The sequence below is a fragment of the Vibrio sp. PBL-C16 genome (assembly GCF_034321865.1).
GTDB lineage: Bacteria > Pseudomonadota > Gammaproteobacteria > Enterobacterales > Vibrionaceae > Vibrio > Vibrio alginolyticus.
Genome location: NZ_JAXLNY010000002.1, coordinates 2,929,813 through 2,955,652 on the forward strand (window position 1 = coordinate 2,929,813; position 25,840 = coordinate 2,955,652).

The window sequence follows — 25,840 nt, forward strand, 5'->3', positions numbered from 1 at the left end:
GGGCTTTTTGTTTAAAGGGTGCAGGCCATCGACTTACTTGGTAGGAAAGCTGATTTGAGCGATTAAACCGCCTTCACTGCGATTACGCATCACCACAGAGCCTGAATGTTGGCTGATTATACGCTTCACAATCGCCAACCCTAGCCCAGTGCCTTCACTACCGCGAGCGGTGTCACCACGCGTAAAGGGTTCAAATAACCTCGCGATTTGGGAATGCTCGATACCCGGTCCGTTGTCCTCTACTGAAATCCACACTAGCTGCTTATCTGCTGTCACACCAGTGCTGATTTTGACCCAGCCATTGCCATAACGTAGCGCATTCACAACTAAGTTACTGATCGCCCGCTTAATCGCAATCGCGCTTCCTTTGGCTGGCGGCAAGTTAAGATTAAGATCTGTTTCAATTTCAACCTCATAACCACCTTCAGAACTGGCGACGTCACTGGCAATCGTACTGATATCAACCGCTTCAAACGATTCTTGGTTCACCGGTTTGAGATAATCCATAAACTGACTGATGATCTCATTACATTCTTCCGTATCGCTAATGATCCCCTCCGCAAGATAGCTGTCCTCAGGAGACATCATTTCTGTCGCTAGGCGAATACGCGTCAGAGGCGTTCGTAAGTCATGGCTAATCCCCGCCATTAATAAGGCTCGGTCTTCTTCTAGCTCTTGAATACCTTTCGACATTTGATTAAAGGCTCGAGTTACAGAGCGAATCTCCGATGCGCCTTTCTCTGCTAAGGGGGGCGGGATCTCACCTCGACCGACGTCTTTCGCGGCTCTCTCTAAAGCCAAAAGTGGACGGTTTTGCAAACGAATAAACAACCAACCACCAGCAATGATCAGCAGCGCCATAATCAAACTGTTACGAAACAGCGGTGCAAAATCTTCTTCTTGCAGCTCAGATAACGGAATACGAATGATGGAGTTCGGCAACTTTTCGATGTGCATCCACAAAATGTAACTTTCATCGCCAAGCAATAAGCGTACTTCTGTGGGCGAACCCAGCTCTTGGCTCATTTCTTCAGACATCAAATCAATCGACATTGCGTGATGAAATTCAATCGCCTTATCGCTATCGAGACTATGAACCGTCACCCCTAATCTTTCTAACAATTGACGCCTTAACGGTGCATCAGACTTTAAAGGTCCTTCATCATCAAGCACCAAATTGAGCTCATGGGCGAGAATTTTATTGAACTGCTGCAAACTCGGCATCAACGCGTAGTTAAAAACGGCGTAGTAAGAGAAAACTTGGCTCGCGAGAAGCAAAGAGATGAACAGCAGAATAGATTGTGTCAATGAACTTCGGATGCGCATGGAACGTTCCTAGTGGCCCTAATCGCGAAATTTCAGCCTTCAAAGGGAAGGTAATGAAGGCTGAAGTTGCTATAGCCAAGTGCTGGCTATGGAGTGAAGAGGTTACACCTCTTTGCCGTCTGGGACGAAAACATAACCTAGGCCCCACACGGTTTGAATGTAGCGCGGCTTGCTCGGATCGTCTTCTAACATGCGACGTAAGCGTGAGATTTGTACGTCAATAGAGCGTTCCATTGCAGAATATTCACGGCCACGCGCCATGTTCATCAATTTATCTCGTGACATTGGCTCACGTGCATTCATCACGAGCGCCTTTAGAACAGCAAACTCTCCAGAGGTGAGTGGCATTGCCTCGTCACCGCGGAACATCTCGCGAGTGCCTAGATTGAGTCGGAACTCCCCGAACTCCACCACTTTTTCTTCCGTGCTTGGTGCACCCGGCAACTCTACGGTTTGGCGGCGTAATACGGCCTTGATGCGAGCCAATAATTCGCGTGGGTTAAACGGTTTTGGCAGATAATCATCCGCCCCTACCTCAAGACCTACGATGCGGTCCACTTCATCACCTTTCGCGGTGAGCATTAAGATTGGCAACATATTGTTCGCGTGGCGTAGACGACGACAAATCGACAAACCGTCTTCACCTGGCAACATTAGGTCTAGCACCATTAAGTGAAAGTTTTCGCGCGTTAGTAGGCGATCCATCTGTTCGCCATTGGCGACACTTCGTACCTGAAAACCTTGCTCAGAAAGGTAACGCTCCAATAGAGCACGTAAACGAGCATCGTCATCAACCACTAAAATTTTATGATTTTCTTGCATTGAAACATCCTTTCAGAAGCGTCTATTGTCGAAAATGTATCACTGTTTTTCCTAACGTGCTCAAGCAAATTGTTACTCTTTTTATCTTAAGCGCTTTATTCTCTCTCTAGCAGGTATTTTCAGCACCTACTATTGACCATAATTCCATTCCAGTTCACGTTTGGCCTCAAGCAGCTCTTGCTGTGCCTCAGCCAGCTTGTGACGTTTTTTCTCAATTTTGTCTGCTTTCCCTGAATGCTGAGCTTCGACTAATTCTTCCTCTCGCTCCTCAACTTCTTTAGTCTTTTCTTCCACTTCTGCTTGCAGCTCTTGGCGCAGCTCACCTTCCGAGCATTCATTCTGGATAGCGGAAAGTGCTTGCTCCAAGCCTTTAATGCGATGCTCATTACCTTGTGCTTTTGCATACTCAAGCTGCTGCTCTACCGCTAACTCTTTAGCGTCACAGCCTTTCACTTCATCTTGAGCAAAAACTGAAAGTGAGAAACCTATTGTTAGTGCAGCACTACACATGACTGCTTTGTTCATTTTACTTCTCCGAGAAAGGCACCATGCCTTTATACCAAATATTCTGACGTTGAGACCCAAGTCACTTCTAGTGAACTTCATGAGACTTGAATCGGTGATAAAGCCTCAGTCTTCCGAGGCCGGTTGAGTGTATTCAATTGAGTTGATGAACCACTCTTTTTCACCTTCTGGGGTGCGTACCGTGAACTCTTCATCCACTTGTTTTTTCAACATCGCTCGCGCCATAGGTGAATCGATAGAGATGTAGTCTTTCGCATCGCCATAAATCTCTTCAGGCCCGACAATACGAAACTTTTTCACTTCTCCTGCCTCATTTTCTATTTCCACCCATGCACCAAAAAAGACTTTGCCTTCTTGTTGCGGAGAATAGTCAACGATCGTGACTTCTGGCAGGAATTTACGAAGGAAGCGGACACGGCGGTCGATCTGACGGAGTAAACGTTTATTGAAGGTGTAATCCGCATTTTCTGAGCGATCGCCCAGGCTCGCCGCCCAAGTAACGATCTTGGTGATTTCCGGGCGCTTTTCATTCCAAAGGTAATCATGCTCTTGTTTGAGTTTGTTGTAACCTTCTCGTGTAATCAGCTTAGTTTTCAAATTAACTCCTATCTCAACTAAAAAATGCTGCTCTTTGGCAGCATTAAGGAGATGATATACTCAAAGATCCAATGTTGTTCAGGCTTTGGGTATCAAGGTGATAAGGCGGCCAGAGTGTTACTTTTCGTAATCCGGTTTTTGCGTCACGATGTAATTCGTATCACTCGAAACAACCGCGCCATGTTTTAGGAAGTTTTTACCTAAAATCATGCTGTAATGGAAGCGACCTCGGTCCTGTAAGTTGACTCGGATCTTCTTCTCTAATTCGCCAAGCTTAACATGCATTTCAACCACAGGGCGTACGTTCGCTTTCTCACCTTTCTTAGCTTTAATACGCATGACATCAACAACAGGCTTGGTAAACGCCTGTTTCATGCCAAGATCGTTCTCATAGGTAAAGCTCACCATATCTTTGCCGTCTTTCTTAAACTGCTTGATGTTCTTAGCATTGATTGAGCTTACATCTGCACCCGTGTCTAACTTCACAGGGAAAGACATCCCCTCAACTTCCGCCACTTCGATATGGCCAGCTTTGAAAAGTGGCCTTGCATCTAGTAGATGGTCTGCGCGAGTGTTCAGCAACACGCCACCCTTGGCTATGTCATGACCAAAGACGAAAAAGGGTTGAGTGTCACCCTCATCAAGCACATCGAGCGCAAACTTCATTGATGTGTCTTTTCTACCGAGAAGAAAGTCTCCTTCGACAACAGGGCGCACCGCGCTGCCAACCTTGAGCTTTTTCAACACTGGTTTGGTGATTTTTTCTTCTTTCCCCTCATCGTTCATTAAATAAAACGTGACGGACTCATCCTTACCTTTTTCTGTTACTTCAAACCCATTTACACGCAGTAATGGCGTTTTCACAGTAAAAGTGGGGTAAGCAGGGACGGTATAACCATCAATGGTGACCTGTTCTTCTGGTGAAACGACAAGAGGTTTTGATTTGAGTGCGCTTTTGAACGTTTTTTCTACGCCACCCAATAGATTTTCTCTGTCCGTATCAATAACAAAGTGCTGACTCGCAACGTCCCGACCTAAGCGAATTTGCGAACTGAACTTACTGCGATCACGCAGATACACCAACCAACGTTGAGTTTCATTTTCACCGACTTTGACGGGTAAATAGACTAAAGGACGCTCGCTTTTGGTCGTTTTCAGCATTCGTACCAAGGGTAATGTCATTGGGTGACGCTTGCCATTCTCGCCCTCTAACATAAAAGAGACTTCGTTATGCTTTTTGTCTACCTTGATGTCCAGTGCATGGACGTTGGTATAACGGCTAGAAGTTGAGATGCTGATCTTATATGGCACACCTTCGACTTCAACCGTCTCTTTTTTGCCAATCATTTTTGCGCTTGGCTGTTCTTGAAGATAATCGTAACCAGCGAAGACCCATGCGTTATCATCGAGATAAGTTTTACCAATCAAGATAGGAGAAGAGAATTGCGTACGCTTGGTCAGGTTGACTTCCGTATCAACGGTGTGACCAGCAATTGTCATCGGCATTTTTATTGTCGGGCGTAGGATGGGCTTTTTGCTTGTTCGACTGCGAATCGCGCTCACTCTTTCCAGATCATCGGTAATCTGTATTTCCTTCCCTGTATAAGGGTGAGGAACCGTAAAGCTAACCTTTACTTGATATGGCTTAAAGCTGTCGGCGTCCCACTTTGCCTTCGTACCACCTAAGTCATCGACAATCGCCCAAAGTAACTCGTTATCTTTCAAATCTTGGTAATCTGGGTGTGAGCTACTGACATGGATATTCTCCGCATGCATCGATGTCGTATCTGCACCAGTATCAATCTTACCAATAAATGGCACCGCTTTTAGTTCCGGAATATCACTGTAATAGACGCTCTCCACACGCCCTAGTACCAATTTGTTATCGAGTTGATAAACGGGAGCTTGTGTGGTTCCTGAGATAGACTGCGCCCAACTAAGCGGGGCGGCAAGTAAGGCACTCGTAAGCGCTAACGCCAAAGACATTTTTTTCATCATGATTATCCGTATAAGCCGAGGTACATTTAGTGATATCAACAACCGTGGAATTAGGTTAGTCGATAACTGCGGATATAAGTTCTCAATTTAATTACAGTTTTGACATAAATCTGACTGATGTCCACCAGCGCCCGGTAAATTTTTGCCTCGTTAATTTAAAACATTGCAAATTCTTCGAACGACCCCAATGTTCTATACAACCAAAACTGAATTAAAAGAGAAAACACGGATGAGCCAAGCTATCTGTCGCATGATTGCTCAAGAACTGAATGTTCGCCCAGAGCAAGTCAACGCCGCTGTCACCCTAATTGATGATGGCAACACTGTCCCTTTTATTGCACGTTACCGCAAAGAGGTGACGGGGGGCCTTGATGATACCCAGCTGCGTACTTTGGACAGCCGTCTGTCTTACCTTCGTGAAATGGATGATCGCCGTCAAACCATCCTCAAATCAATCCAAGAGCAAGGCAAACTGACGCCAGAGCTAGAACAAGAGATCGCGCAGGCAGACAGCAAAACTCGTCTTGAAGACTTATACCTACCTTACAAACCAAAGCGTCGTACGAAAGGTCAGATCGCGATTGAAGCTGGTCTTGAACCACTCGCAGATCAGCTTTGGAATCACCCACAAACCGAGCCAGAAAGCGAAGCAAGCAAATACCTTGATGCAGACAAAGGCATCGCAGACACCAAAGCTGCATTGGATGGCGCTCGCGCGATCATCATGGAGCGCATCGCAGAAGACGCAAACTTACTGGAAAAAATTCGCAACCACTTAAATCGCAATGCGGAACTGGTTTCACGAGTCGTTGAAGGCAAAGAGCAAGAAGGCGAGAAGTTTAAAGATTACTTCAACCACAACGAGCCCCTAAGCAAAGTGCCATCGCACCGCGCACTGGCGATGCTACGCGGCCGTAACGAAGGCTTCCTGACATTGGCGATGAACGCTGATCCAGAACAGGAAGAAGGCGCTCGTCAGTCTTACTGCGAAACGATTATCGCCGACCATTATGGCGTAACGCTAAGCAGCGCACCGGCGGATACCTGGCGTAAGCAAGTGATCAGCTGGGCATGGCGCATCAAAGTATCGATGCACATGGAAACCGAGCTAATGGGCGCAATGAAAGAGCGCGCTGAAATCGAAGCGATTGAAGTATTCGCCACTAACCTAAAAGACTTGTTGATGGCAGCACCGGCTGGCCCTCGTGCAACACTTGGCCTAGATCCGGGTCTGCGTACAGGTTCAAAAATCGCGGTTGTCGACTCAACAGGTAAAGTGCTTGCAACCGAAACCATCTACCCTCACCCACCACAAAAACAATACGACAAGTCAGCACAAATCGTTGATCAGTTGGTGCGTAAGTACAATGTGGATTTGATTGCGATTGGTAACGGTACGGCTTCACGTGAAACCGACAGCTTTGTCGCAGACGTCATCAAACGTTGCAACCTGAAAGTTCAGAAGATCATCGTAAGTGAAGCGGGGGCTTCGGTTTACTCAGCGTCTGAGCTTGCAGCAAAAGAGTTCCCGAATATGGACGTATCACTGCGTGGTGCAGTGTCGATTGCACGTCGTTTGCAAGATCCATTGGCTGAACTCGTGAAAATTGATCCGAAATCTATTGGTGTGGGTCAATACCAGCACGATGTAAGCCAATCTATGTTGGCAAAACGCCTAGATGCGATTGTGGAAGACTGTGTAAACGCGGTTGGTGTTGATGTGAACACTGCTTCTGCGGCGCTACTGACGCGCGTAGCAGGCTTATCAAGCACCATCGCGCAGAACATTGTCGACTTCCGCGATGAGAACGGCCGCTTCGAAGCACGTACAACCTTAAAGAAAGTACCTCGTTTAGGTCCTAAGGCGTTCGAGCAGTGTGCAGGCTTCCTACGAATCATGGATGGTAAGAACCCACTTGATGCGTCTGCGGTTCACCCAGAAGCGTACCCAGTGGTCAAAGCGATTTCTGAGAAGAACAACAAAGATATCAAAGCACTGATTGGTGATTCAAGCTTCCTTAAAGGTCTGCATGCGGTCGATTACACCGACGATAACTTCGGCGTTCCAACCATTACAGACATCATCAAAGAGCTGGATAAGCCGGGTCGTGACCCACGTCCAGAATTCAAAACGGCGACGTTTGCAGAAGGTGTAAACTCGGTATCTGACTTGGAACCGGGCATGATTCTAGAAGGTGTGGTATCGAACGTAGCCAACTTCGGTGCCTTCGTTGATATCGGCGTTCACCAAGATGGTCTCGTACACATCTCTGCACTGACAGATCGTTATGTGTCTGACCCACGTGAAGTGGTGAAAGCGGGCGACATCGTCAAAGTGAAAGTGATGGAAGTTGACGTGCAGCGTAAACGTATTGGTCTATCGATGCGTATGAACGACGAACCGGGTCAAGACAACCGTAGCCAACGCTCATCAGCAGCGCCGCGTCGTAATGACCAACCGCAGCGTCGTCAGCCTCGCCGTGATGATTCGTCATCGAACAGCGCGATGGGCGGTGCATTTGCTGCAGCGTTTGCTAAAGCGAAAAAGTAATCTTACCTAGGCTTCACCGCTAACGAGCTTTCATAACTAAAAAGAAAACGCTCCAATCAGTCAACCTGCTTGGAGCGTTTTTGTTTGAGTAGGATATTGAGTCGTCATAATACTGCTATCACTTCTGACGGGGTATGGGGAGCGACTGCATGACCATAATGAAACTTGATCACCTTCCTGCGCTTTTCCATTAATCCTTCATTGATCGCAGCATCCAAAATGCGCTTTGGTAAGCGAAAGCGGATCGCGTAGCCTTTCCCCTGGTCTTCACTATACGATTTGAGCGCAAGCAAACTAAAAAGCCGTTCTAGTGTATCTTCCGGCTCTTCTTGATAACGCGTGTCGACTTCCGTTTCCATATCATAATCAGGATGCTCTGAAGGATCCCAAGAAGACTGTCGTCGGCGCTTGTCGTCACCTTTTACTTTTCGCTCTGCATTGGTTTTGGCCAATGCGACCGTTGGCGTTACAGGCTCTCGGACTTTATTGTCGCGAGCTGCTTGTTCCGTCTGCACATTCACGGATGGGGCGATCAGTGGCACACTTACGTTGGTCGGTGACACAATCATTGCGAACCCTCCTCAGAGTCGCCCAACTCGTCAATATGGCTTAGCTTTATTGGCTAATAAAACCTCACCAGTCTTTATATCGACCACTTTTTAAACAACTTGAGGTATTTCCGCTCGTACTTGCTCAATCGTGAGCAAACTCTCGGATTTGAACACAAAATTCGTCATGTTCGGTGATAAAAGGCGCATGAGAGGACTGATTAAAAACAAACTGCTGGGTATGAGGCAACTGTTCACTTAAATCGTTAGCTACTTTAATTGGCACCAACCCATCTAAACGGCCATAAAGACGCAACATTGGAACAGAAAGAGACGTCAACGCATCGCGCAGATCCACATCAGCAAGGATGTTTAGCCCAACCAACAGCGATTCAGGGTTTGGCTGAGGGCGCGATAGTACCGCTTGCTTGAGCTGTTTAACATCTTTACGCGCTGATGGGCTGCCCATCGCTTGCAACGCCATAAAGCGCTCAATGGTCAGTGAGAAATCTTCTAGCAACTGAGAGGTGAACGCACTCAGTACATTCGGTTGAATGCCACGCCACGGTTTTTCTGCGGCAAATTTAGGTGAGCTGGCAACCGTAATCAACTTAGCCACACGCTCGGGCATATTTAACGCCACATGCGTCGCCACTAAACCTCCGAGGGACCAACCAAGCCAAATCGCTTTCTCTGGCGCACCTTGCACCACCAAGTTAGCAATATGGTCTAAATCTTCGGCATGAGATTCGGCGCTATGTCCGTACCCCGGAAGGTCAACCACATGAACTCGGAAATAAGGTTGAAGAGACTCGACTGTCTGCTGCCATACCGCACCATTCATGCCCCAACCATGCAGTAACACCAAATCTGGTCCCTGACCAAATGACTGCCAGTGTAATTTCGTGCTCATGCTCTCAATCTCTCCCACTTATTTTATTCCCTACGGCTTCAGCCAAGCGTTAGGCTGAGTAAAATATCACCATGAATAAACGCTATGTTATCTCATCACTGGCAAAACATCATGCATCGCGTATTGAGCAGTCAATGCGGCCTGTGTCGGTTCCCTATTCAAACACCAAGCCACACAAATACTCTGCGCTGGTGCGAGCACTGTTTAAAATACCTAACTCCGGTAAAACGATGTCAACGCTGCGGTTTATCATTACAGAAAGAAGAAATGAGTACGGATAGTATTTGTGGTGAATGTCTTTCAAAGCCACCGCCATGGCAAAGGCTATACACGTTAGGCGATTACGACTTTCCCCTTTCACGGGAAGTACAACGCTTTAAAGATCACGGAGAGTCTTGGCATGTAAAAGCATTAACCGAGCAACTGGCACAGCGCATCACCACGCCAGCTCCAATCATTACCAGTGTGCCATTGCACTGGCAGCGTTACCTGCGCCGGGGTTTTAATCAAAGTGATGTTTTAGCCCGACACCTCGCCAAGCAATTACAGGCCAATTTTGATGCGAAGGTCTTTCGTCGAGTAAAGCTCGCCCAATCACAGCGTGGTAATACCAAAACAAGCCGTGAACAAAACTTAAAAGGCGCGTTTATTCTCAATAAGCGCCCTCACTCTTCCCATGTTGCCATCGTCGATGATGTAGTCACCACAGGCAGTACCGTCCGACAATTATGTCATTTACTACTTGAAGTTGGCATAGAAAGCATCGATATTTACTGCATCTGCAGAACACCTGCTCCTCGTTCTCTCTAGATCGCTTCGCCATGCCTTAGCATCAAAAAGACTAGACCCATACGTCAACAAGAGTAGAATAGCAGCAGTAACCTACAAATTTACTCGGGTATTCGTCGTGTCAAATATTACTATTACAGAAACTGCGCAAACGCATTTCGCTAACCTTTTAGGTCAACAACCTGAAGGCACTAACATTCGTATTTTCGTTGTGAACCCAGGTACACAAAACGCTGAGTGTGGCGTGTCTTACTGCCCACCAGAAGCAGTAGAATCGACCGACACTGAACTCTCTTACAGCGGTTTTTCAGCTTACGTGGATGAGCTAAGCCTGCCATTCCTTGAAGACGCTGAAATCGATTTTGTTACCGATAAAATGGGCTCTCAGCTAACGCTAAAAGCACCTAACGCTAAAATGCGTAAAGTTGCGGACGACGCACCACTGGTTGAGCGCGTTGAGTACGTTATCCAAACTCAAGTGAACCCACAACTTGCTGGCCACGGTGGTCACGTAAACTTGGTTGAGATCACTGAAGACGGTGTTGCGATTGTTGCATTTGGTGGCGGTTGTAATGGCTGTTCTATGGTTGACGTAACACTAAAAGAAGGCATCGAGAAAGAGCTGCTAAACCAGTTCATTGGTGAACTAACCGCAGTTCGTGATGCTACAGAACATGACCGTGGTGATCACTCTTACTACTAAGAGTAAATACTGTCAGAAAATGGGAGGCTTCGGTCTCCCATTTTTGTATCGATACTGAGGTGATGCTGAGATGCTTAGCTCGACTCGTAAAATCCGCTAGAAACTCAGGCGGAGTTCTCATATATTAAGAATCTTACGCATCTCGTAAACGCCAACGACACCAAGGAGCCAGCGTCATGCCGAAACGAACCCCACCAGAGATACTCTCATGCCAGACGGTTGCAAAATCCAAACTGTTTGCTGTGGAAGCGCTCGACCTTCGTTTTTCCAATGGTGAGCATCGTACTTATGAGCGTATGAAGCCAAGTGGACGAGATGCTGTAATGGTGGTTCCTGTAACAGAACAAGGCGATTTATTACTGGTGCGTGAATACGCCGCTGGAACTGAACGTTACGAGCTAGGTTTCCCAAAAGGGCTGATTGACCCAGGAGAAACACCACACCAAGCTGCGGATCGTGAGTTAAAAGAAGAAATCGGCTTTGGCTGCAATCAGTTAACCCCGTTGAAACAAGTTATCCTCGCGCCATCTTACTTTTCGAGCAAAATGACTCTATTTTTAGGACAGGCGCTTTATCCAGAGAAGCAAGAAGGCGATGAGCCTGAACCACTGGAAATTGTGCGTTGGCCACTTGCGCAAGCCGAAGAGTTATTAACTCACATGGATTTCTGTGAAGCACGAAGCATCACAGCGCTAATGTTGGCACTGAAACACTTACCAAACACCACTCACAATCATAACCAATAACGGTCATTAGAACCGAATAACACTGTGAGTAAGGACTATCACTTATGCCAATGACAAAAGATCTATCTCACCTACTTCCTCAAGTCATCGAGATTGCCCGCAGTGCTGGGCAAATGATCCTCGAAATATATGAAAAGAAGCAATACGAGGCCTACACCAAAAGTGACGAAACTCCCGTAACAAGTGCAGATATTGCAGCTCACAAGTTCATCACTGAACGCTTGAGTGATCTGACGCCTGACATTCCCGTGTTGTCAGAAGAAGACGCAGACATAAGCTTAGAGCAACGCGCTCAGTGGGAACGTTATTGGTTAGTCGACCCTCTTGATGGTACTCAAGAATTCATCGCTCGCAGTGGTGACTTTGCCACTATTATCGCGTTGGTCGACAACAATCGACCAACCATGGGCGTCGTTTACGGTCCTGTATCTGGCGTGACTTACTACGCTTATAATGGCAAAGGCGCCTGGAAAATTCCCGACATGTCGGACAGCGTCAAAATCCATACACACAAACACGAACAGCCAGAGCAAAGCATCGCAATTGCTATTAGTCGTCGCCAAGACATCAATCGTATTACTAACCGTATGAGCAGCGCCTGGAATTACGACTTAATACCGCTCGGTTCTGCGGCATTGAAAGCATGCCTCGTCGCGGAAGGGGCGGTAGATTGCTATCTCCGACTAGGTCCAACAGGTGAGTGGGACACCGCTGCGACACAATGCATTGTTGAAGAAGCTGGCGGACGTATTCTCAGCACGCAATTAGAACCGCTGTCATATAACGAGCGGGAAACACTAGAAAACCCGAACTTTATTGTTCTTGGTGATGCGGATTTACCTTGGAATGAGATTTTACAACGCAAAGATTAAGCGCCCTATCGGTAAAATTTAGAGCACAAAATTCTAGTAATAGAAAGGCCACGAATATCTTCGTGGCCTTTTCTTTTTGACCTTCTGTACAGCACTTGGAGCATTTGGCCTACTATGTTCCAATTGCCTGTAAAGCTGAACGAAAGAAAACAAATCGATTAAAAATCATGGCTTTAAACTTTCACTCACTCCCAATCAAGATCGAATGTACAGCGAATAGAGGTTTTAGCTTATGATGATCCAAAAGCAAAAAGAGCTGCACAATAGCAGCTCTTTTAAGATATTGGATTTTGTCACGATAGGTTAGAAGCGCCCTTGGTAATTAAACTCATATTGACCTTGAGCATTCGGCTTACCCAGCCATTTCAGTTGCTCCCCCATGCTGGATGGGAACTCTGCACCAGGTTTGAACCACGCTTTGGTTGAGTACCGTTGATTAGGCATCAGTTCAGCGGAAAACGCCGCAGAGACTTGTTTGCTGCTCTGCTCACCAGTTGCCGTCAATACACTATCCTGACAGTTTATATCGGCAATCACAGGACCGAGATCTAAGCTGCCAACGGGGCTTTGAATACCACTGGCATTCCATACTAAAGTGCCTTCACCGTTCTTACACCAAGGCGCAGCATAAGTCGCATGACGAATATTCAGCTCAAGCTGCCCATCAACACCAACAGGCACAGGGAGGCGCGCTTGCTCAACAACTTTTACCGCCGGAATCGAGGCAACTAAGTTTTTGGCATAAGGGCCATCACTTAAGCTATAGCCGACAAAACCGCGCCCACGAACGTCCATTTCACTACCACGACCAAAGCGCACAGCAAACTCAGCTTTACCTGTCAGTAGACTCGACCATTGGAAATCCCAATTAACTTCTCCAAGGTTCTGGCGCTGCCAACGAATACTAGCAGCTTGACCTTGCCATACCGAACCGTTGGCTCCTTGAATGTCCAGGCCTCTCACTGTTGGTGCTTGTTGTAACACCCAAGAGACTGGTAATCCCATTAAAAGACTGACTGAAAAAAAGACGATAAAGATAACAACGTAAAGTACTGCTCGCTTCACCTTAACCTCGCTTAAACTGAAGGCGGTTTACATCGATCATGCCCGCTTGCTCTGTTCGGTCGATATCTAAAAATTCGACTTCAATACCCTGTTGCTCTTTCAAGTAACGTAACCAATCCACTAGTTGATTAAACGCGAGTGGTTTGATCCACACTTGAACGCTCTCATTACGAGGTTGTACGCGAATCAACTCAACTTTATAACGACGAGCTGAAGAAGAAACCAACTGATTCAACGGTTGACTAGAGTAGCTCACACCGCTGCTTTTTCGCAGTGCAGTGATGCCATCCGCTTTATCTTGTACCCAAGCTAGCAACTGTTTTTCGCTTTGAATACGTGACTGAGCTAGCTCCGCACGTTGGCTCATTGGCTGTAATAAACCCCAATAAATAATACCGATAACGGCAATAGCGCCACATCCCATGACCAAACGCTGCTCACGCTGCGAGATGCTGCTCCACCAAACCTGAGCTTGAGAAATTAAGTTTTTCATCATCACCTCACAAACGCTTCAAAACAAAGCTGCCAACCACAACGTTATCGCTACGGTTCAACTGACCTTGCTCAACATTAAACTTCTCTGCCAATTTCACACGAGCCTGCTCAAAAGGTTGGAAGTCTGAACTACGAGCCTGAATACGTACTTCGCCACGTTGTCCGTCGTATTTAAAGCTAGTGATCTCCAAGTCGCTGACCTGACCAAGCGTCGCGGGTAATGCCGCCAACCATGACAACATTGCCTGCTGACCACTTCCACCAGATAAGCGGCGCTCTTCATCATCCATTTGTCGTTTGAGGTAACTAACGGTAGGAATGCGTCGTTTATTTGGGAACACCTGGCGGAAAATACGCTCACTCTCCTCACGATACGCTTGAGCTTGTGCTTCGTACTTGTGGACCACGAGCAACTGCTGCGCAACCATGACGACGATAAGCACCCCCGCAGCAATGGTGGCTTTTTGCCAGAGCTTCCAGTATTTACCCCAAGAAGATTTCGGCTTGAAGATCCCAGTCAGCAAATTGACTTTGCTTTCTGTCACCCCCTTCGCCAGTAAAGCCATCGTCATTTCTTCTGGTTGCGGATCCCATATTTCAGGTAACGCAGATTCCGGGACCGAGCTAAAGCAATCGAGCTTCCAACCTTCATGATTTTGTAGATAAGAAGAGAGGTAAAGGTCTAACCAAGAAGCGTCGACAACCGCGCCCTCTGTCGCAGAGTGACGAATTAGCCATTGCTCGCCAATCATTGCAGCACTGCTGTGATCTCCACGAACCGGTAACGCAAGCACATCGGGTAAAATGCGTTTAATGGCGATACCTTGGCTTGAGAAACGTTGCAGTACAGTCTGAATCCAAGCACGTTCAACTGCGCAAATCTGCGCTTTATCCGCTTGTTTACCCAACACGCTAAAGTGCAGGCCATCAACGTCCTGAGCAACTTCGTCTTCCACTAAGTACGGTAACATAGCCTCGAATTGGCGTGTTGCACCAGGTGGTATATCCACTTGCGTCAGGACTACATCATTACTCGCCAACAGCGCCACAACTTGGCGCTGACCAGCATATGAGACCAATTCATCTAAGTGTTCCCACCCGGCGATTTCACCGCTAGCAATCACTTCCTGTTGATCTGTCGACCACACCACCCAAGGAATGGTACTTTGTTGTTCGCTACTCAGCCGAACGGTCAGAAACTCGCTCACTGATCCCTCCAAAACGACGGCGAACTACGGTCACCGTTTCTCTATTTGTACTTTGCAAAAGGCTTCGGATACGTACACGTGATTCATCCACCAACACTTGTGCATCCAATTCAAAAAAGGCGCTATCTACACCCAAATAGCCTTTGGCGTTTTTCTTTACATCTTCACTTAAGCCAGCCATTTCTGACTCTGCTAAAAATTCATCAATGCTATCCCACCCATCAAATGGGCGTTTTTCAATTAGCTGAATCGCATCACTACTGCTTAAGTTTGGTGAGAACATTGCCACCAAAATCGGAGCTTGCTCAACATCAATCGTATTCACGTTTAAACGCCAGTCATCACTTGGTAATGCACAGACCAGCGGCTCCAATTTTTGGAAAATTTCACCACTCACCTGATAGACAGCCCGTAACTCGGAAGCATCTGCCATCCAACCATTTGATGCCAAATAGGAAGGTTTCATCGCTTCATATGTGCTGTCTTCAACCCCAGTAGTCGAACGGACAGAGTCGTCAGCATCAATGTATTCCCAAGTAGAGTCTGCAATGATTTCTGCTTGATATGGCTCGACATCCAACTCTTCTAATAGGCGCTGCAATACATTCACTAAATATGGTCTTGTAATTTGCTGACCCGTTGGTTGCACACGACTCAATACATTTAGATTAAAGCACGCTTGCTTGTCTCTAATTCGTCCCGCCGCTTGACCATAATCTAACGGATAGACTTGCTCTTTTATCGCCCACGGTTGACTCATATTAATCGTGTCGGTGTCTTTATAACTTTGCTCGATACCCACTTTTGCTAGCGCCTCGACGCCAAGGCTGTACCAATACGCTTGCTGGTAATTGATTTGATTAGCGCCTCGCTGAAACTGCAAGAACAAACGTTCCGACATACTGGCAGCAACCGTTGCCATAATCGCCAGCAACATCAACACTATAATCAAAGCAACACCGCGCTGACGGTTAACCATTATTGCTGTCTCCTGAACTTTCCTCTTTCTGACTCAATGTGCCATCAGGAGTGAGATAAGTGCGGGCAATTTCTCCATAGTCTTTGAGAGTGAGAACAACAGAAACCGCTTTCGGCAGCGCTTTTTCTTCAGCCCATTCTTTTTTCCATTGCTTACCATCATAGAAACGCATATCAAATGACTCGACCTGCGTTAGCAATGGAGTAACAGTACCTTGTTGCCCAACCGGCGTATCAGGATAGCGCCACCATACTCGCTGCAGTGTTTCTTCTTTTAAGCGATAGCCAACCTTGGTTACTTCTCCACGAGGGAACTGCTGCTGAGGATTGTGCCAACCTAAACGGGCAAACATCAGCCCTTTAGTATCGGAGTCCAACAGGTAATCGGACCAAAAAATTAGCCGGCTAGCAGGCTCTTCACCATTAGTACGTGTTTGACGCATCGCCATTTGACGAAAATCGTTATCCATCATAACCATGGCACGCTGAATTTCGTTTAAGCGTTGGGTTCGTTCTTGTGATAGCGCATTGCTACGCTGTACTTGCGATACCACTTGGTACGCTGCGACACTTAAACTGGCAAAGATGGCAATCGATACCAACACTTCAATAAGTGTAAAACCTTTTACCCTTTGGCGCGTGTTTGCGCGGAGATGATTATTGCGCCACATAGCTTCGTACCGTTACTACAGGGCTCGCGCTTTTCTCTACCGAGACGCTTACATCAAATGCTTTCAGCAATGGCTGCGTCGTGGCGACTGGCGTGACTTTCCAGAACCAAGTGCGTCCTGCCAGCTCTTCTGTGCCGTTTTTCGCTTTGAGTTCTCCGGTATTCAACATCACATTTGCCATCTGATTATCCACAACCATGGCTGCAAACATTTTTTCTTCTAGATAACTGATTGTATTAATATGCTGGCTCACAGAGCGAATGACACTGATGGCAGCGGTGGCGAAAATTGCCAGTGCGACCAATACTTCCAGTAAGGTCATGCCTCTCGTCCGGCGATGACTCAAATTGGGGCGAGCTTGCTTAAAATTGCGCATTCTCATCCTCTTTCACTTCTTCGCCCGGAGCTAATAACAAAATTTGTCCACTTTCTTTTCCAATGACTCGCCAACCGTCATTAAATGCATCACCATTTTGCGGAAAAAAAGATAGGGTAAATGGCGTGACTTCGGCGCTGGAAAAGATAAACACTTGCGGTGGCTCAATTTTCTTTTCGTCCTCTTCTTCTGCGAACATGTTTTCATCAAAAAGAGAACCAGGTTTGAATAAGCGCTCATCATTATCCCAAGCACCACCGCCGAGTTCGAGCTGTAGCGTAATATCTTCTTCTAGCTTGGTTTTGCTCGGAATCTGCTTTAATTTCAGAGGCTGCCAACCTTCTGAGGTTAAACTCAGTAGAGCGTAGGTCGATTTGGCATCATCCACTCGAACGCCAAAATCTTTACCGCTCAGCACCGCTTCTTCATTGAGCAGCTGTAAACGCTGAAAAAAGCTTTGAGCATACTGTTTGGAAAGATCTTTTTGGCTAGTCGGTAACGTCGAGATCACGGCCACAGCCGTAAGAGATAGCAAAACCAGCACCAATAGAATTTCTATCAATGTAAAACCGTTATGTTTTCGCATTTGTTTCATTAGTGCTGGCTTAGGCTCAATTATTGGAAGTCTTGCATGTTCCAGTTGCCAATATCTGCAGCTGGACCTTCTCCACCCTCTTGGCCATCTGCGCCTAGAGTGAAGATATCGATTGTACCGTTATCACCTGGGCTTAAGTATTGGTACTGGTTGCCCCAAGGGTCATTAGGAAGACGTTTGATGTAACCACCATCACGGTAGTTGCGTGGCTCTGGGTTAGACGGCTTGCTAACCAATGCTTCTAGACCTTGGTCCGTTGTTGGGTAAACGCTGTTATCCAACTTGTACATATCTAGGGCATTTTCCAGCGCTACGATGTCCGTAATCGCTTTTTGTTGGTCAGCCTTCTCTTTGTTACCCAATAGGTTTGGAACAACGAAACTTGCCAAAATACCAAGGATAACGACAACAACCATCACTTCTAAAAGTGTAAAACCCTGTTGTTTACTACGCTTAAACTTCATTTTTTTCTCCGAAAGTTAGATTAAAGCCATGCCGTTAGTAGACACGTCTTAATTCGAAATTATCCACTCATCAAGTTATTCATTTCTAGCATTGGCATCAAGGTCGCCATCACAATGAACAACACTAATCCAGCCATTAATGCAATCAGCGCAGGAGTAAACACACTCAGAGCAATATTGACTGTTGATTCAAAGTTTTGATCTTGGTTATCGGCTGCCCGCGTCAACATGCTCTCTAATTCACCACTTTGCTCACCACTGGCGATCATGTGTAGCATCATTGGTGGAAACAAGCGGGTTTGATCCAACGCCTTACGCAGACTAGCCCCCTCTCGAACGTTATCCGCTGCAAGCAAGACTTGCTGCTTCACATAACGGTTAGACATAACATCTACCGCAACGCGCATACCCTCTAGAATTGGAATCGCACTGGAAGTACAGATCGAAAGCGTTCGTGCGAATCGTGCGGTATTCAAACCTCGAGAGATCTTACCTATTAACGGTAAGCTCAAGATTTTTCTGTCCCAAGCTAAGCGAAAGTCTGGCTTTTGCAACGCCAGTTTGAGGCCATAGAAAAGCGCCACCAGCACAACGAAAATAATCAGCCCCCAATCTTGCACAAACTCACTGGCTGCCAGTAAAAATTGCGTCGATTGAGGTAACTCTTGGCCCATCTGAATGATGGGTTCAATGATTTTAGGAACCACTGTCGCCAATAAGAACGAAACGATGACAACCGCGAATACCACCAAAACTACAGGATAAATCATGGCTTGAAGCAATTTAGATCGCATCTTTTGGCGGTTTTCGACATAGTCTGCCAAACGCTCTAATACGGTATCGAGGTGACCTGATTTTTCACCCGCCGCAACCATGGAGCGGTACAGTTCATCAAACACGTGTGGGTAATCGGCAAAACTGTCGGCAAGCGGATAACCCTCTGTTACTTTCGAGCGAACCGCAGCCAACATAGAACGAATCCTCGGCTTTTCAGCCTGCTCAGAGACCGCACGCAAACACTCTTCCAAAGGCATTCCTGATTGGACTAGCGTAGACAATTGCCGTGTGATGAGTGCCAGCTCAGATGTCGAGATGCCGCGCTTAAAGCTGACTGAACCTGAAGACTTAGCCGATTTAGCTTTCGTCTCGACCACTTCAATCGGGATCATCCCTTGCTCTTTGAGTCGCTGGCGCACTTGTCGGGCGTTGTCCCCTTCTATCGTGCCTTTTTTATGCTTGCCTTTTGCATCTAGCGCTTTGTACTCAAATGCCGCCATTAGGTTTCCTTCGTCACTCGCATCACTTCTTCAAGTGACGTAATACCACGACGTACTTTGCTTAAACCATCACTGCGAATACTTGGCGTATGGGCGCGAACGGCTCTCTCAATTTCTTGCTCACCAGACTCTCGGTGAATCAACTCTTGTACTTGCTCATCAACCATAATGAGCTCGTGGATACCTGTTCGACCTCGGTAGCCTTTTTGGTTACACGCTTCACAGCCTTTTGCTCGGTGCAGTTCTAACGGTTCATGCGCTTCCATACCAAACAGTTTTTTCTGTTCCGCATCGGCTTCATACGGCTCTTTACAGCTTGGACAAAGCGTTCGAACTAAGCGCTGCGCTAGCACCCCTAATAACGAAGAAGAAATAAGGAATGGCTCAATACCCATATCACGTAGACGCGTAATCGCACCCACTGCGGTGTTGGTGTGGAGAGTCGACATTACCAAGTGACCCGTTAAGGACGCTTGCACTGCAATTTGTGCGGTTTCTAAGTCACGGATCTCACCGACCATCACCACATCCGGGTCCTGACGCAGAATGGCACGCAAGCCGCGCGCAAACGTCATATCGACCTTTGGGTTCACCTGAGTTTGACCGATGCCATCAATATCAAATTCGATCGGGTCTTCAACCGTTAGAATGTTGCGCTCGTTGCTATTGATCTCTTGCAAGCCAGCATACAAGGTGGTTGATTTACCAGAACCTGTCGGGCCCGTCACCAAGATGATACCGTGAGGGCGGCCAATCAAGTGACGGAAGTTGTCATGCACTGAAGGTGTCATGCCCAAACTATGTAAATCAAGACGAGTCGCGTTTTTATCCAACAAACGCATTACCACGCGCTCACCATGTGAGGACGGCATCGTAGATACACGCACGTCCACCGCACGACCACCGATACGCAACGAAATACGGCCATCTTGAGGCACACGCTTTTCTGCGATATCTAGTTTAGCCATAACCTTCACACGAGAAACTAGCAAAGGCGCTAGCTTACGGCTTGGAGTCAGGACTTCACGCAATACGCCATCGACACGGAAACGAATCGAAAGGGTTTTCTCGAACGTCTCAATATGAATATCCGACGCACCTTCTTTGATCGCTTCGCCCAACATGGCGTTGATCAATTTGATGATTGGCGCATCGTCTTCCGATTCTAATAAGTCTTCATCGTGCGGCAGTTCTTCAGCCAAAGAGAAGAAATCATCGCTATCAGCACCAATATCTTCCATCAACTGACGCGCTTCAGACGAGTCGCGTTGATATGCTTCGGTCAGCTTTTTATCAAAGGCTTCTTTATCGATAGGTTGCGGTACGAAGCTTTTCTTTAATACACGACGGACTTCAACCAGAGCCGCAGGGTTAAGCGGCTCGACATAGTAAAGAATAGGTGGACGCTCAGGATGCTCTGTCTCCAGCACCAGTTTAAAGCGGTTGGCAAAACTGAATGGCAGACGACGCATACTTGGCGCTGTGTCTAACATATCAACCATTAGTTGTTTTCCATTTGATCAATAAACGCTTGGATCTCTGTTGGGTGCTGACGCTCCTGGCCAAAGGCTGGCATAACCGGGATCTTCTCGTCTGCCATCAATTTCAACCCTTGATCCGCTTTATATAGCTGTTCTGCGCGAATAAAGTTGTATTTACGCTGCGTAATACCGTCAGCCGTCACACCATCGCGAATAATCGTCGGCTTGATGAACACCATCAAGTTACGTTTTTCTGTTTGCGTGCTAGTTGACTTGAACAGGTGACCCAGTACCGGAATGTCACCCAATAGCGGCACTTTAGACTCACTTTCAAGTGCGCGTTCATCGACCAAACCACCAAGAACCAACATCTGACCATCTTGGATCATGACAGAGGTGTTTAACTGTCGTTTAGCAAAGCGAACGTCAACCGCACCGTTCGCGCCTAATACGTTGGAAACTTCTTGTTCAATGTTTAACTGTACAGAGTCACCTTCGTTAATTTGTGGCACTACTTTGAGTTTGATACCGACTTCTTTACGGTCAACCGTTTGGAATGGGTTGTCGTTGTTTGAGCCAGCCGTAGAGCCCGTAATAACCGGAACCTCTTCACCCACAATAAATGATGCTTCGCCATTATCCATTACGGTAATACTCGGAGAAGATAGAATGTTTGAGTTGGAGTCAGAAGCAACAGCACTAATTAGCGCTGTCCAGTCACCCATGACAATACTCATTGCCGCACCATTTACTCCACTAAGTGCTGAAGCTAGCGTAGAGTAGTCACCTGATTCAGTAACATCATATGGCGTTCGTTCGCCATTAGAGTTGGTATAGTATTCAGTTCGGGTTTGATCTTTTGCTTCTTCTAGACCAACCATCACCTGACCAATCGGGGCTCCTGAGTTACCGTACTGAATTACAGCACCCGTTTCTAACGAACCCCACTGAACACCTAGGTTAATACCATCACCTTCAGACATTTCGACAATTAACGCTTCAATAAGAACCTGAGCACGACGAATATCGAGTTGAGAAATGACGTCTTGTAATGCCATCATAATATCTGGCGGCGCTGTTAAAACTAACGAGTTAGTTGCAGCGTGAGCAGCAATGACGACCTCACCACGCGATGCACCTGATGTTTTCTGACCGGCTTGTTTTTCAGCTTGCAGGTTATCGGAAACACCTTTCAATACATCCACCAAGTCTTCAGCTTTCGCATTTTTCAGGTACACAACTCGGTTGTTACCTTTTGTCGCCATTTCAACATCAAGTTGACGAATCAAACGTTTCAAGCGGGCTCTTACTTTTGGATCACCAGAAATTAAAATCGCGTTAGTACGTTCATCGGCCACAATTTTAGGTTCAAGGAACTCTGGCGTGCTTTTCTGATTCGCACTTTTATTCAGTGCTTCGACAATGCGTACCATTTCAGCAGCAGATGCATTACGCAGCTCCACCAATTCAATTTCTTTATCACCGGCTTGGTCAACACGCTTGATGATCTCTGCTAAGCGATTCACTACTGCCGCACGACCAGTAATCAAGATAATATTCGCTGGATCATAATGAACCACGTTACCGGCACCGGCGTTATCAATCAGCTGACGAAGTAGAGGAGACAACTCACGGACCGACACATTACGCACCGCGACAACTCGAGTGATAACACTATCGCCTTGCGCGCTGCCATCACCTAACACAGGGATTGCTGAGGTTTTTGAGTCTTTTGCTTTGATAACCTTAAGTACCCCATTGTCCATCTCTACGACTGCGTAACCGTATACTTCAAGGACATTAAGGAAAAAGCTGTAATATTGCTCTTCGTTAAGTACGTCATAGCTGCGGACATCGATCTTACCGCGTACTGAAGGATCAACAATGATGGTCTTTTCGAGGTTACGACCCACTATGTTGATGAATTCTTGAATATCAGTGCCTTTAAAGCTCGCACTAAATTCGTTTGCCATTGCACCTGGTACGCAGAGTAAACTTCCTGCTAGTAGCCAAGCACTTTTGCTGAACCAATGTTTCACGTATGTCTCCCTGAACTTACGCCGGTTGCCTAAGTCTTACAATTGGATATAGATATCGTACTGTTGGCCGTCGCGCTCAACAGTTAAATTTAATTCTTGCGGATCGCTCATCACTTGCATCAGTTGTACTGAAGAAGACGGATCACTTAAATCGATCCCGTTCAGTTGAACCGCAATATCACCAGGTTGTAGCCCTACATCATTAAATAATGCGGCATCACGACCAGGTGATACTCGATAACCAACAATGTCTCCGTCTTTTTTGACGGGTGAAATGGTGATGTATTTAAAAACGCTTTGTGGATCTTTCGCAATTTCCTCGCGAATTTGCTCTAATTTCTCTCCAACGTCAGACGTCGCTGCTTCTGCTCGCTGAGCTTGCGCCCTAGCTACCTGCGGCGATTCAGATAGCTTCTTATATTCTATACCTTGCATCATTAAGGTCTCGTCTCGACCTTGGTTATCAATGATGACGCGATCCACCAATACCGCTTTTAGCGTCGCACGTGTCCCTTCGATTTCTTCACCCAAACCGTACGTAGCTTGCTTACCTCGGTTAGCAATAACAGCAAGGCTGGTATTGGCATCACTGCTGGCAACCGCACCGACTAGAGTGAGGTTAAGGCGCGTCTTAGGGGCGTCTTTAACAATAGGCTGTTCTACAACTGCCGCTTTTTGCTCAGTGAATTTACCGAATAGGTTGGCATTCTGAAGGGCATTAAAATCTATCGCGTCGCCTTTATTGCTCGCAGTAACGCTACTCGCCGATGGACGCCATTGCGGCACTTCCGACGATTGAGGTATGGCTAACCACACAATTTTGCCAAGTATCCATCCGGTTATCGCAATAAACAGACAGGTAAGCAACAAGCTAAGTTTGGCTTGAATGGTATAATGATTGGACTTGATCTGAGCCAGTAGCGGTCTGCTTGATAATCCTGCACTTAGCTCTAAACGTTTCACTGAATGGATTCCTTTATTCTAACGTCCGTCATTTAAGCTATAACGATAGCTATCGACTTTAAATTGCTAAATTTGCAATAAAATTATTACTCAACAAAGAGCAGTGAACTATATCACAAGTTGTCTTTCATACCTTTTTCTTATGCAGTTTTTGCCAACTCCCTTGAAAAAAATACGCCTTGACTCCATCTGTAGGTGAATAATCCATCACTCATTGCCGTATTCGGGCAGTGATTAGATAGCGTAGTGTTCTATGAGTTCCCTAAATGAAGCCGTTAGGCTAGATAAATGGCTATGGGCCGCAAGATTTTACAAAACCCGCTCCATCGCGCGTAACATGGTCGATGGCGGTAAAGTCCACTATAATGGCCAACGAAGCAAGCCGAGTAAAATCGTTGAAGTGGGCGCTGAAGTAAGACTTCGTCAAGGCAACGAAGAAAAAATCGTGATCATCGAACAAATCTCAGATCAACGCCGAGGCGCTCCCATCGCACAAACCTTATATCGCGAAACTAATGAAAGTATAGCGAAACGTGAGGAACACGCGACTCAACGTAAGCTTAATGCCCACAACCCAAGTCCGGAACGCCGCCCAGATAAAAAGCAGCGCCGAGACATCATTAAGTTCAAACACCAATAAAAGCCGGAATTACCAACGAGGAAAGCACTCCATGGCAAATAATGTTTTAAACCGCTACCTATTCGAAGATCTTTCAGTACGTGGCGAGTTGGTACAATTGGATGAAGCGTACCAACGTGTTATCTCCAGCAAGGAATATCCGGCAGCAATAGAGAAACTGCTGGGTGAGCTACTCGTTTCAACTACTCTTTTAACTGCCACTCTTAAGTTCGAAGGTTCGATCACCATCCAGCTACAAGGCGATGGTCCTGTGTCTCTTGCCGTTATCAACGGTGACCATAACCAACGTGTCCGTGGCGTAGCTCGCTGGGAAGGCGATATTGCCGATGACGCAAACATTCACGATCTAATGGGTAAGGGCTACCTTGTGATCACTATCGAACCGAAAAACGGCGAGCGTTACCAAGGTGTCGTTGGATTAGAAGGTGACACTTTAGCAGAAGTGCTAGAAGGCTACTTTGCAAACTCAGAGCAGTTAAAAACGCGCCTATGGATCCGCACTGGTGAGCATGAGGGCAAAGCACACGCAGCAGGTATGTTGATTCAAGTGATCCCTGACGGCACTGGCTCTCCAGATGATTTCGAACATCTAGAGCAGCTCACTGATACAGTAAAAGATGAAGAATTGTTTGGTTTAGAAGCGAACGAGTTATTGTATCGACTATATAACCAAGACAAAGTACGTCTGTACGAGCCGCAACCTGTCGAGTTCCATTGTGGCTGTTCTCGTGAGCGTAGCGGTGCCGCAATCATCACCGTTGAGAAAGCTGAAATTTATGACATTTTGGCAGAAGTTGGATCAGTTTCTTTACATTGTGATTACTGTGGCACAACTTATACGTTCGACGAATCTGAAGTCACTGAACTGTATGCACAAGCTTCTACGGACAAGAAAACCCTGCATTAATTTACATAGCTTATCAAGCACGTAATTTACCCTACAAAAGGCCAGCTTAATGCTGGCCTTTTTGTGATCAACCCCTCGTAATAACTAGCCTCAAGCGTAATAAAACAACTGCTTAATTTTAAACAATTAATAATGATTTTGCCCTAGCGCAAAGGATTGCGTGCACGATAGACTATTCCCACCAATATGTGACGGGTTACCTAAAACCTTATTGAAATCATGGGTAAATTTTGAGCTATCTCCCTGTTTTCTCCCCGCCCCGTTGCTAGCATGGTGAGCAGATTAAAATTA

General features: G+C 46.6%; 26 protein-coding genes. 7 read left to right on the top strand and 19 right to left on the bottom strand.

The window, feature by feature from the left end; all coding sequences use genetic code 11:
• Nucleotides 1–33: 33 nt before the first annotated feature.
• The 5 genes from envZ to UQW94_RS21735 all read right to left on the bottom strand — a co-directional run bounded on the left by envZ (nt 34) and on the right by UQW94_RS21735 (nt 5,268).
• Nucleotides 34–1,326, bottom strand: coding sequence for a two-component system sensor histidine kinase EnvZ (gene envZ / locus UQW94_RS21715; RefSeq protein ID WP_017820700.1), 1,293 nt, complete (start codon nt 1,324–1,326; stop codon nt 34–36).
• Nucleotides 1,327–1,428: 102 nt separating this feature from the next.
• On the bottom strand, nt 1,429–2,148 hold the full coding sequence (gene ompR / locus UQW94_RS21720) for a two-component system response regulator OmpR (protein WP_005379333.1): 720 nt from the start codon (nt 2,146–2,148) through the stop codon (nt 1,429–1,431).
• Between the two features lie 129 nt (nt 2,149–2,277).
• Nucleotides 2,278–2,673 carry a DUF1090 domain-containing protein gene (locus UQW94_RS21725; RefSeq protein ID WP_017635004.1) on the bottom strand — a complete coding sequence of 132 codons (396 nt, stop codon included), beginning with the start codon at nt 2,671–2,673 and terminating at the stop codon, nt 2,278–2,280.
• Nucleotides 2,674–2,778: 105 nt separating this feature from the next.
• Nucleotides 2,779–3,270 carry a transcription elongation factor GreB gene (greB, locus tag UQW94_RS21730; RefSeq protein WP_005379321.1) on the bottom strand — a complete coding sequence of 164 codons (492 nt, stop codon included), beginning with the start codon at nt 3,268–3,270 and terminating at the stop codon, nt 2,779–2,781.
• Between the two features lie 117 nt (nt 3,271–3,387).
• On the bottom strand, nt 3,388–5,268 hold the full coding sequence (locus UQW94_RS21735) for an ATP-dependent zinc protease (RefSeq protein WP_005384728.1): 1,881 nt from the start codon (nt 5,266–5,268) through the stop codon (nt 3,388–3,390).
• A gap of 229 nt (nt 5,269–5,497) precedes the next feature.
• Here UQW94_RS21735 and UQW94_RS21740 point away from each other — a divergent pair, with 229 nt between their 5' ends.
• Entirely contained in the window at nt 5,498–7,819 is a 2,322-nt protein-coding gene (locus UQW94_RS21740) for a Tex family protein (protein ID WP_322142550.1), read from the top strand.
• Between the two features lie 104 nt (nt 7,820–7,923).
• Here UQW94_RS21740 and UQW94_RS21745 read toward each other — a convergent pair whose 3' ends face one another.
• A complete protein-coding gene (locus UQW94_RS21745) occupies nt 7,924–8,388 on the bottom strand; it encodes a hypothetical protein (protein WP_005379316.1) in 465 nt (154 codons plus the stop codon).
• Between the two features lie 124 nt (nt 8,389–8,512).
• Entirely contained in the window at nt 8,513–9,280 is a 768-nt protein-coding gene (bioH, locus tag UQW94_RS21750) for a pimeloyl-ACP methyl ester esterase BioH (RefSeq protein ID WP_005384724.1), read from the bottom strand.
• 84 nt (nt 9,281–9,364) lie between these two features.
• On the opposite strand from bioH, the gene UQW94_RS21755 reads away from it, so the two are divergent.
• The 4 genes from UQW94_RS21755 to cysQ all read left to right on the top strand — a co-directional run bounded on the left by UQW94_RS21755 (nt 9,365) and on the right by cysQ (nt 12,390).
• A complete protein-coding gene (locus UQW94_RS21755) occupies nt 9,365–10,090 on the top strand; it encodes a ComF family protein (RefSeq protein ID WP_322142551.1) in 726 nt (241 codons plus the stop codon).
• Nucleotides 10,091–10,187: 97 nt separating this feature from the next.
• Nucleotides 10,188–10,772, top strand: a complete 585-nt coding sequence (nfuA, locus tag UQW94_RS21760) for a Fe-S biogenesis protein NfuA (RefSeq protein ID WP_005379313.1) — start codon at nt 10,188–10,190, stop codon at nt 10,770–10,772.
• Nucleotides 10,773–10,948: 176 nt separating this feature from the next.
• Nucleotides 10,949–11,518, top strand: a complete 570-nt coding sequence (nudE, locus tag UQW94_RS21765) for an ADP compounds hydrolase NudE (protein ID WP_065275013.1) — start codon at nt 10,949–10,951, stop codon at nt 11,516–11,518.
• Nucleotides 11,519–11,562: 44 nt separating this feature from the next.
• A complete protein-coding gene (gene cysQ, locus UQW94_RS21770; protein ID WP_005379308.1) occupies nt 11,563–12,390 on the top strand; it encodes a 3'(2'),5'-bisphosphate nucleotidase CysQ in 828 nt (275 codons plus the stop codon).
• A 303-nt stretch (nt 12,391–12,693) separates the two neighbouring features.
• Here the strand turns inward: cysQ and UQW94_RS21775 are convergent, their stop codons facing one another.
• From UQW94_RS21775 to gspC, 12 genes are read right to left on the bottom strand one after another with little or no spacing between them, the layout of a single operon-like run.
• Entirely contained in the window at nt 12,694–13,455 is a 762-nt protein-coding gene (locus tag UQW94_RS21775; protein ID WP_017635007.1) for a type II secretion system protein N, read from the bottom strand.
• Nucleotide 13,456: 1 nt separating this feature from the next.
• Nucleotides 13,457–13,948: a type II secretion system protein M gene (locus tag UQW94_RS21780; protein WP_005383002.1), complete on the bottom strand. Its 492-nt coding sequence runs from the start codon at nt 13,946–13,948 to the stop codon at nt 13,457–13,459.
• A 7-nt stretch (nt 13,949–13,955) separates the two neighbouring features.
• A complete protein-coding gene (gene gspL / locus UQW94_RS21785; protein ID WP_165401605.1) occupies nt 13,956–15,158 on the bottom strand; it encodes a type II secretion system protein GspL in 1,203 nt (400 codons plus the stop codon).
• The gene (gene gspK, locus UQW94_RS21790) at nt 15,127–16,137 is read right to left on the bottom strand and encodes a type II secretion system minor pseudopilin GspK (protein ID WP_005379302.1); all 1,011 of its coding nucleotides are present in this window, start codon (nt 16,135–16,137) and stop codon (nt 15,127–15,129) included. The genes gspL and gspK overlap by 32 nt, the downstream gene beginning before the upstream one ends.
• Nucleotides 16,130–16,807, bottom strand: coding sequence for a type II secretion system minor pseudopilin GspJ (gspJ, locus tag UQW94_RS21795; RefSeq protein ID WP_132936677.1), 678 nt, complete (start codon nt 16,805–16,807; stop codon nt 16,130–16,132). Before gspJ ends, gspK begins: the two co-directional genes overlap by 8 nt.
• Nucleotides 16,794–17,183: a type II secretion system minor pseudopilin GspI gene (gspI, locus tag UQW94_RS21800; RefSeq protein WP_017635009.1), complete on the bottom strand. Its 390-nt coding sequence runs from the start codon at nt 17,181–17,183 to the stop codon at nt 16,794–16,796. The genes gspJ and gspI overlap by 14 nt, the downstream gene beginning before the upstream one ends.
• A complete protein-coding gene (locus tag UQW94_RS21805; protein ID WP_322142552.1) occupies nt 17,170–17,769 on the bottom strand; it encodes a prepilin-type N-terminal cleavage/methylation domain-containing protein in 600 nt (199 codons plus the stop codon). The genes gspI and UQW94_RS21805 overlap by 14 nt, the downstream gene beginning before the upstream one ends.
• 29 nt (nt 17,770–17,798) lie before the next feature.
• Nucleotides 17,799–18,242 (bottom strand): type II secretion system major pseudopilin GspG, encoded by a 444-nt coding sequence (gene gspG, locus UQW94_RS21810; protein WP_005379298.1) that lies wholly within the window; start codon nt 18,240–18,242, stop codon nt 17,799–17,801.
• Between the two features lie 59 nt (nt 18,243–18,301).
• The gene (gspF, locus tag UQW94_RS21815; RefSeq protein WP_322142553.1) at nt 18,302–19,519 is read right to left on the bottom strand and encodes a type II secretion system inner membrane protein GspF; all 1,218 of its coding nucleotides are present in this window, start codon (nt 19,517–19,519) and stop codon (nt 18,302–18,304) included.
• On the bottom strand, nt 19,519–21,021 hold the full coding sequence (gene gspE, locus UQW94_RS21820; RefSeq protein WP_005379296.1) for a type II secretion system ATPase GspE: 1,503 nt from the start codon (nt 21,019–21,021) through the stop codon (nt 19,519–19,521). The genes gspF and gspE overlap by 1 nt, the downstream gene beginning before the upstream one ends.
• Nucleotides 21,021–23,039, bottom strand: coding sequence for a type II secretion system secretin GspD (gene gspD / locus UQW94_RS21825; RefSeq protein WP_005379295.1), 2,019 nt, complete (start codon nt 23,037–23,039; stop codon nt 21,021–21,023). Before gspD ends, gspE begins: the two co-directional genes overlap by 1 nt.
• 36 nt (nt 23,040–23,075) lie before the next feature.
• Nucleotides 23,076–24,002, bottom strand: a complete 927-nt coding sequence (gspC, locus tag UQW94_RS21830) for a type II secretion system protein GspC (RefSeq protein ID WP_115385654.1) — start codon at nt 24,000–24,002, stop codon at nt 23,076–23,078.
• Between the two features lie 253 nt (nt 24,003–24,255).
• On the opposite strand from gspC, the gene hslR reads away from it, so the two are divergent.
• Nucleotides 24,256–24,642: a ribosome-associated heat shock protein Hsp15 gene (hslR, locus tag UQW94_RS21835; RefSeq protein ID WP_005379292.1), complete on the top strand. Its 387-nt coding sequence runs from the start codon at nt 24,256–24,258 to the stop codon at nt 24,640–24,642.
• A 31-nt stretch (nt 24,643–24,673) separates the two neighbouring features.
• Nucleotides 24,674–25,549, top strand: coding sequence for an Hsp33 family molecular chaperone HslO (gene hslO / locus UQW94_RS21840; protein WP_031780788.1), 876 nt, complete (start codon nt 24,674–24,676; stop codon nt 25,547–25,549).
• Nucleotides 25,550–25,840 lie beyond the last annotated feature (291 nt).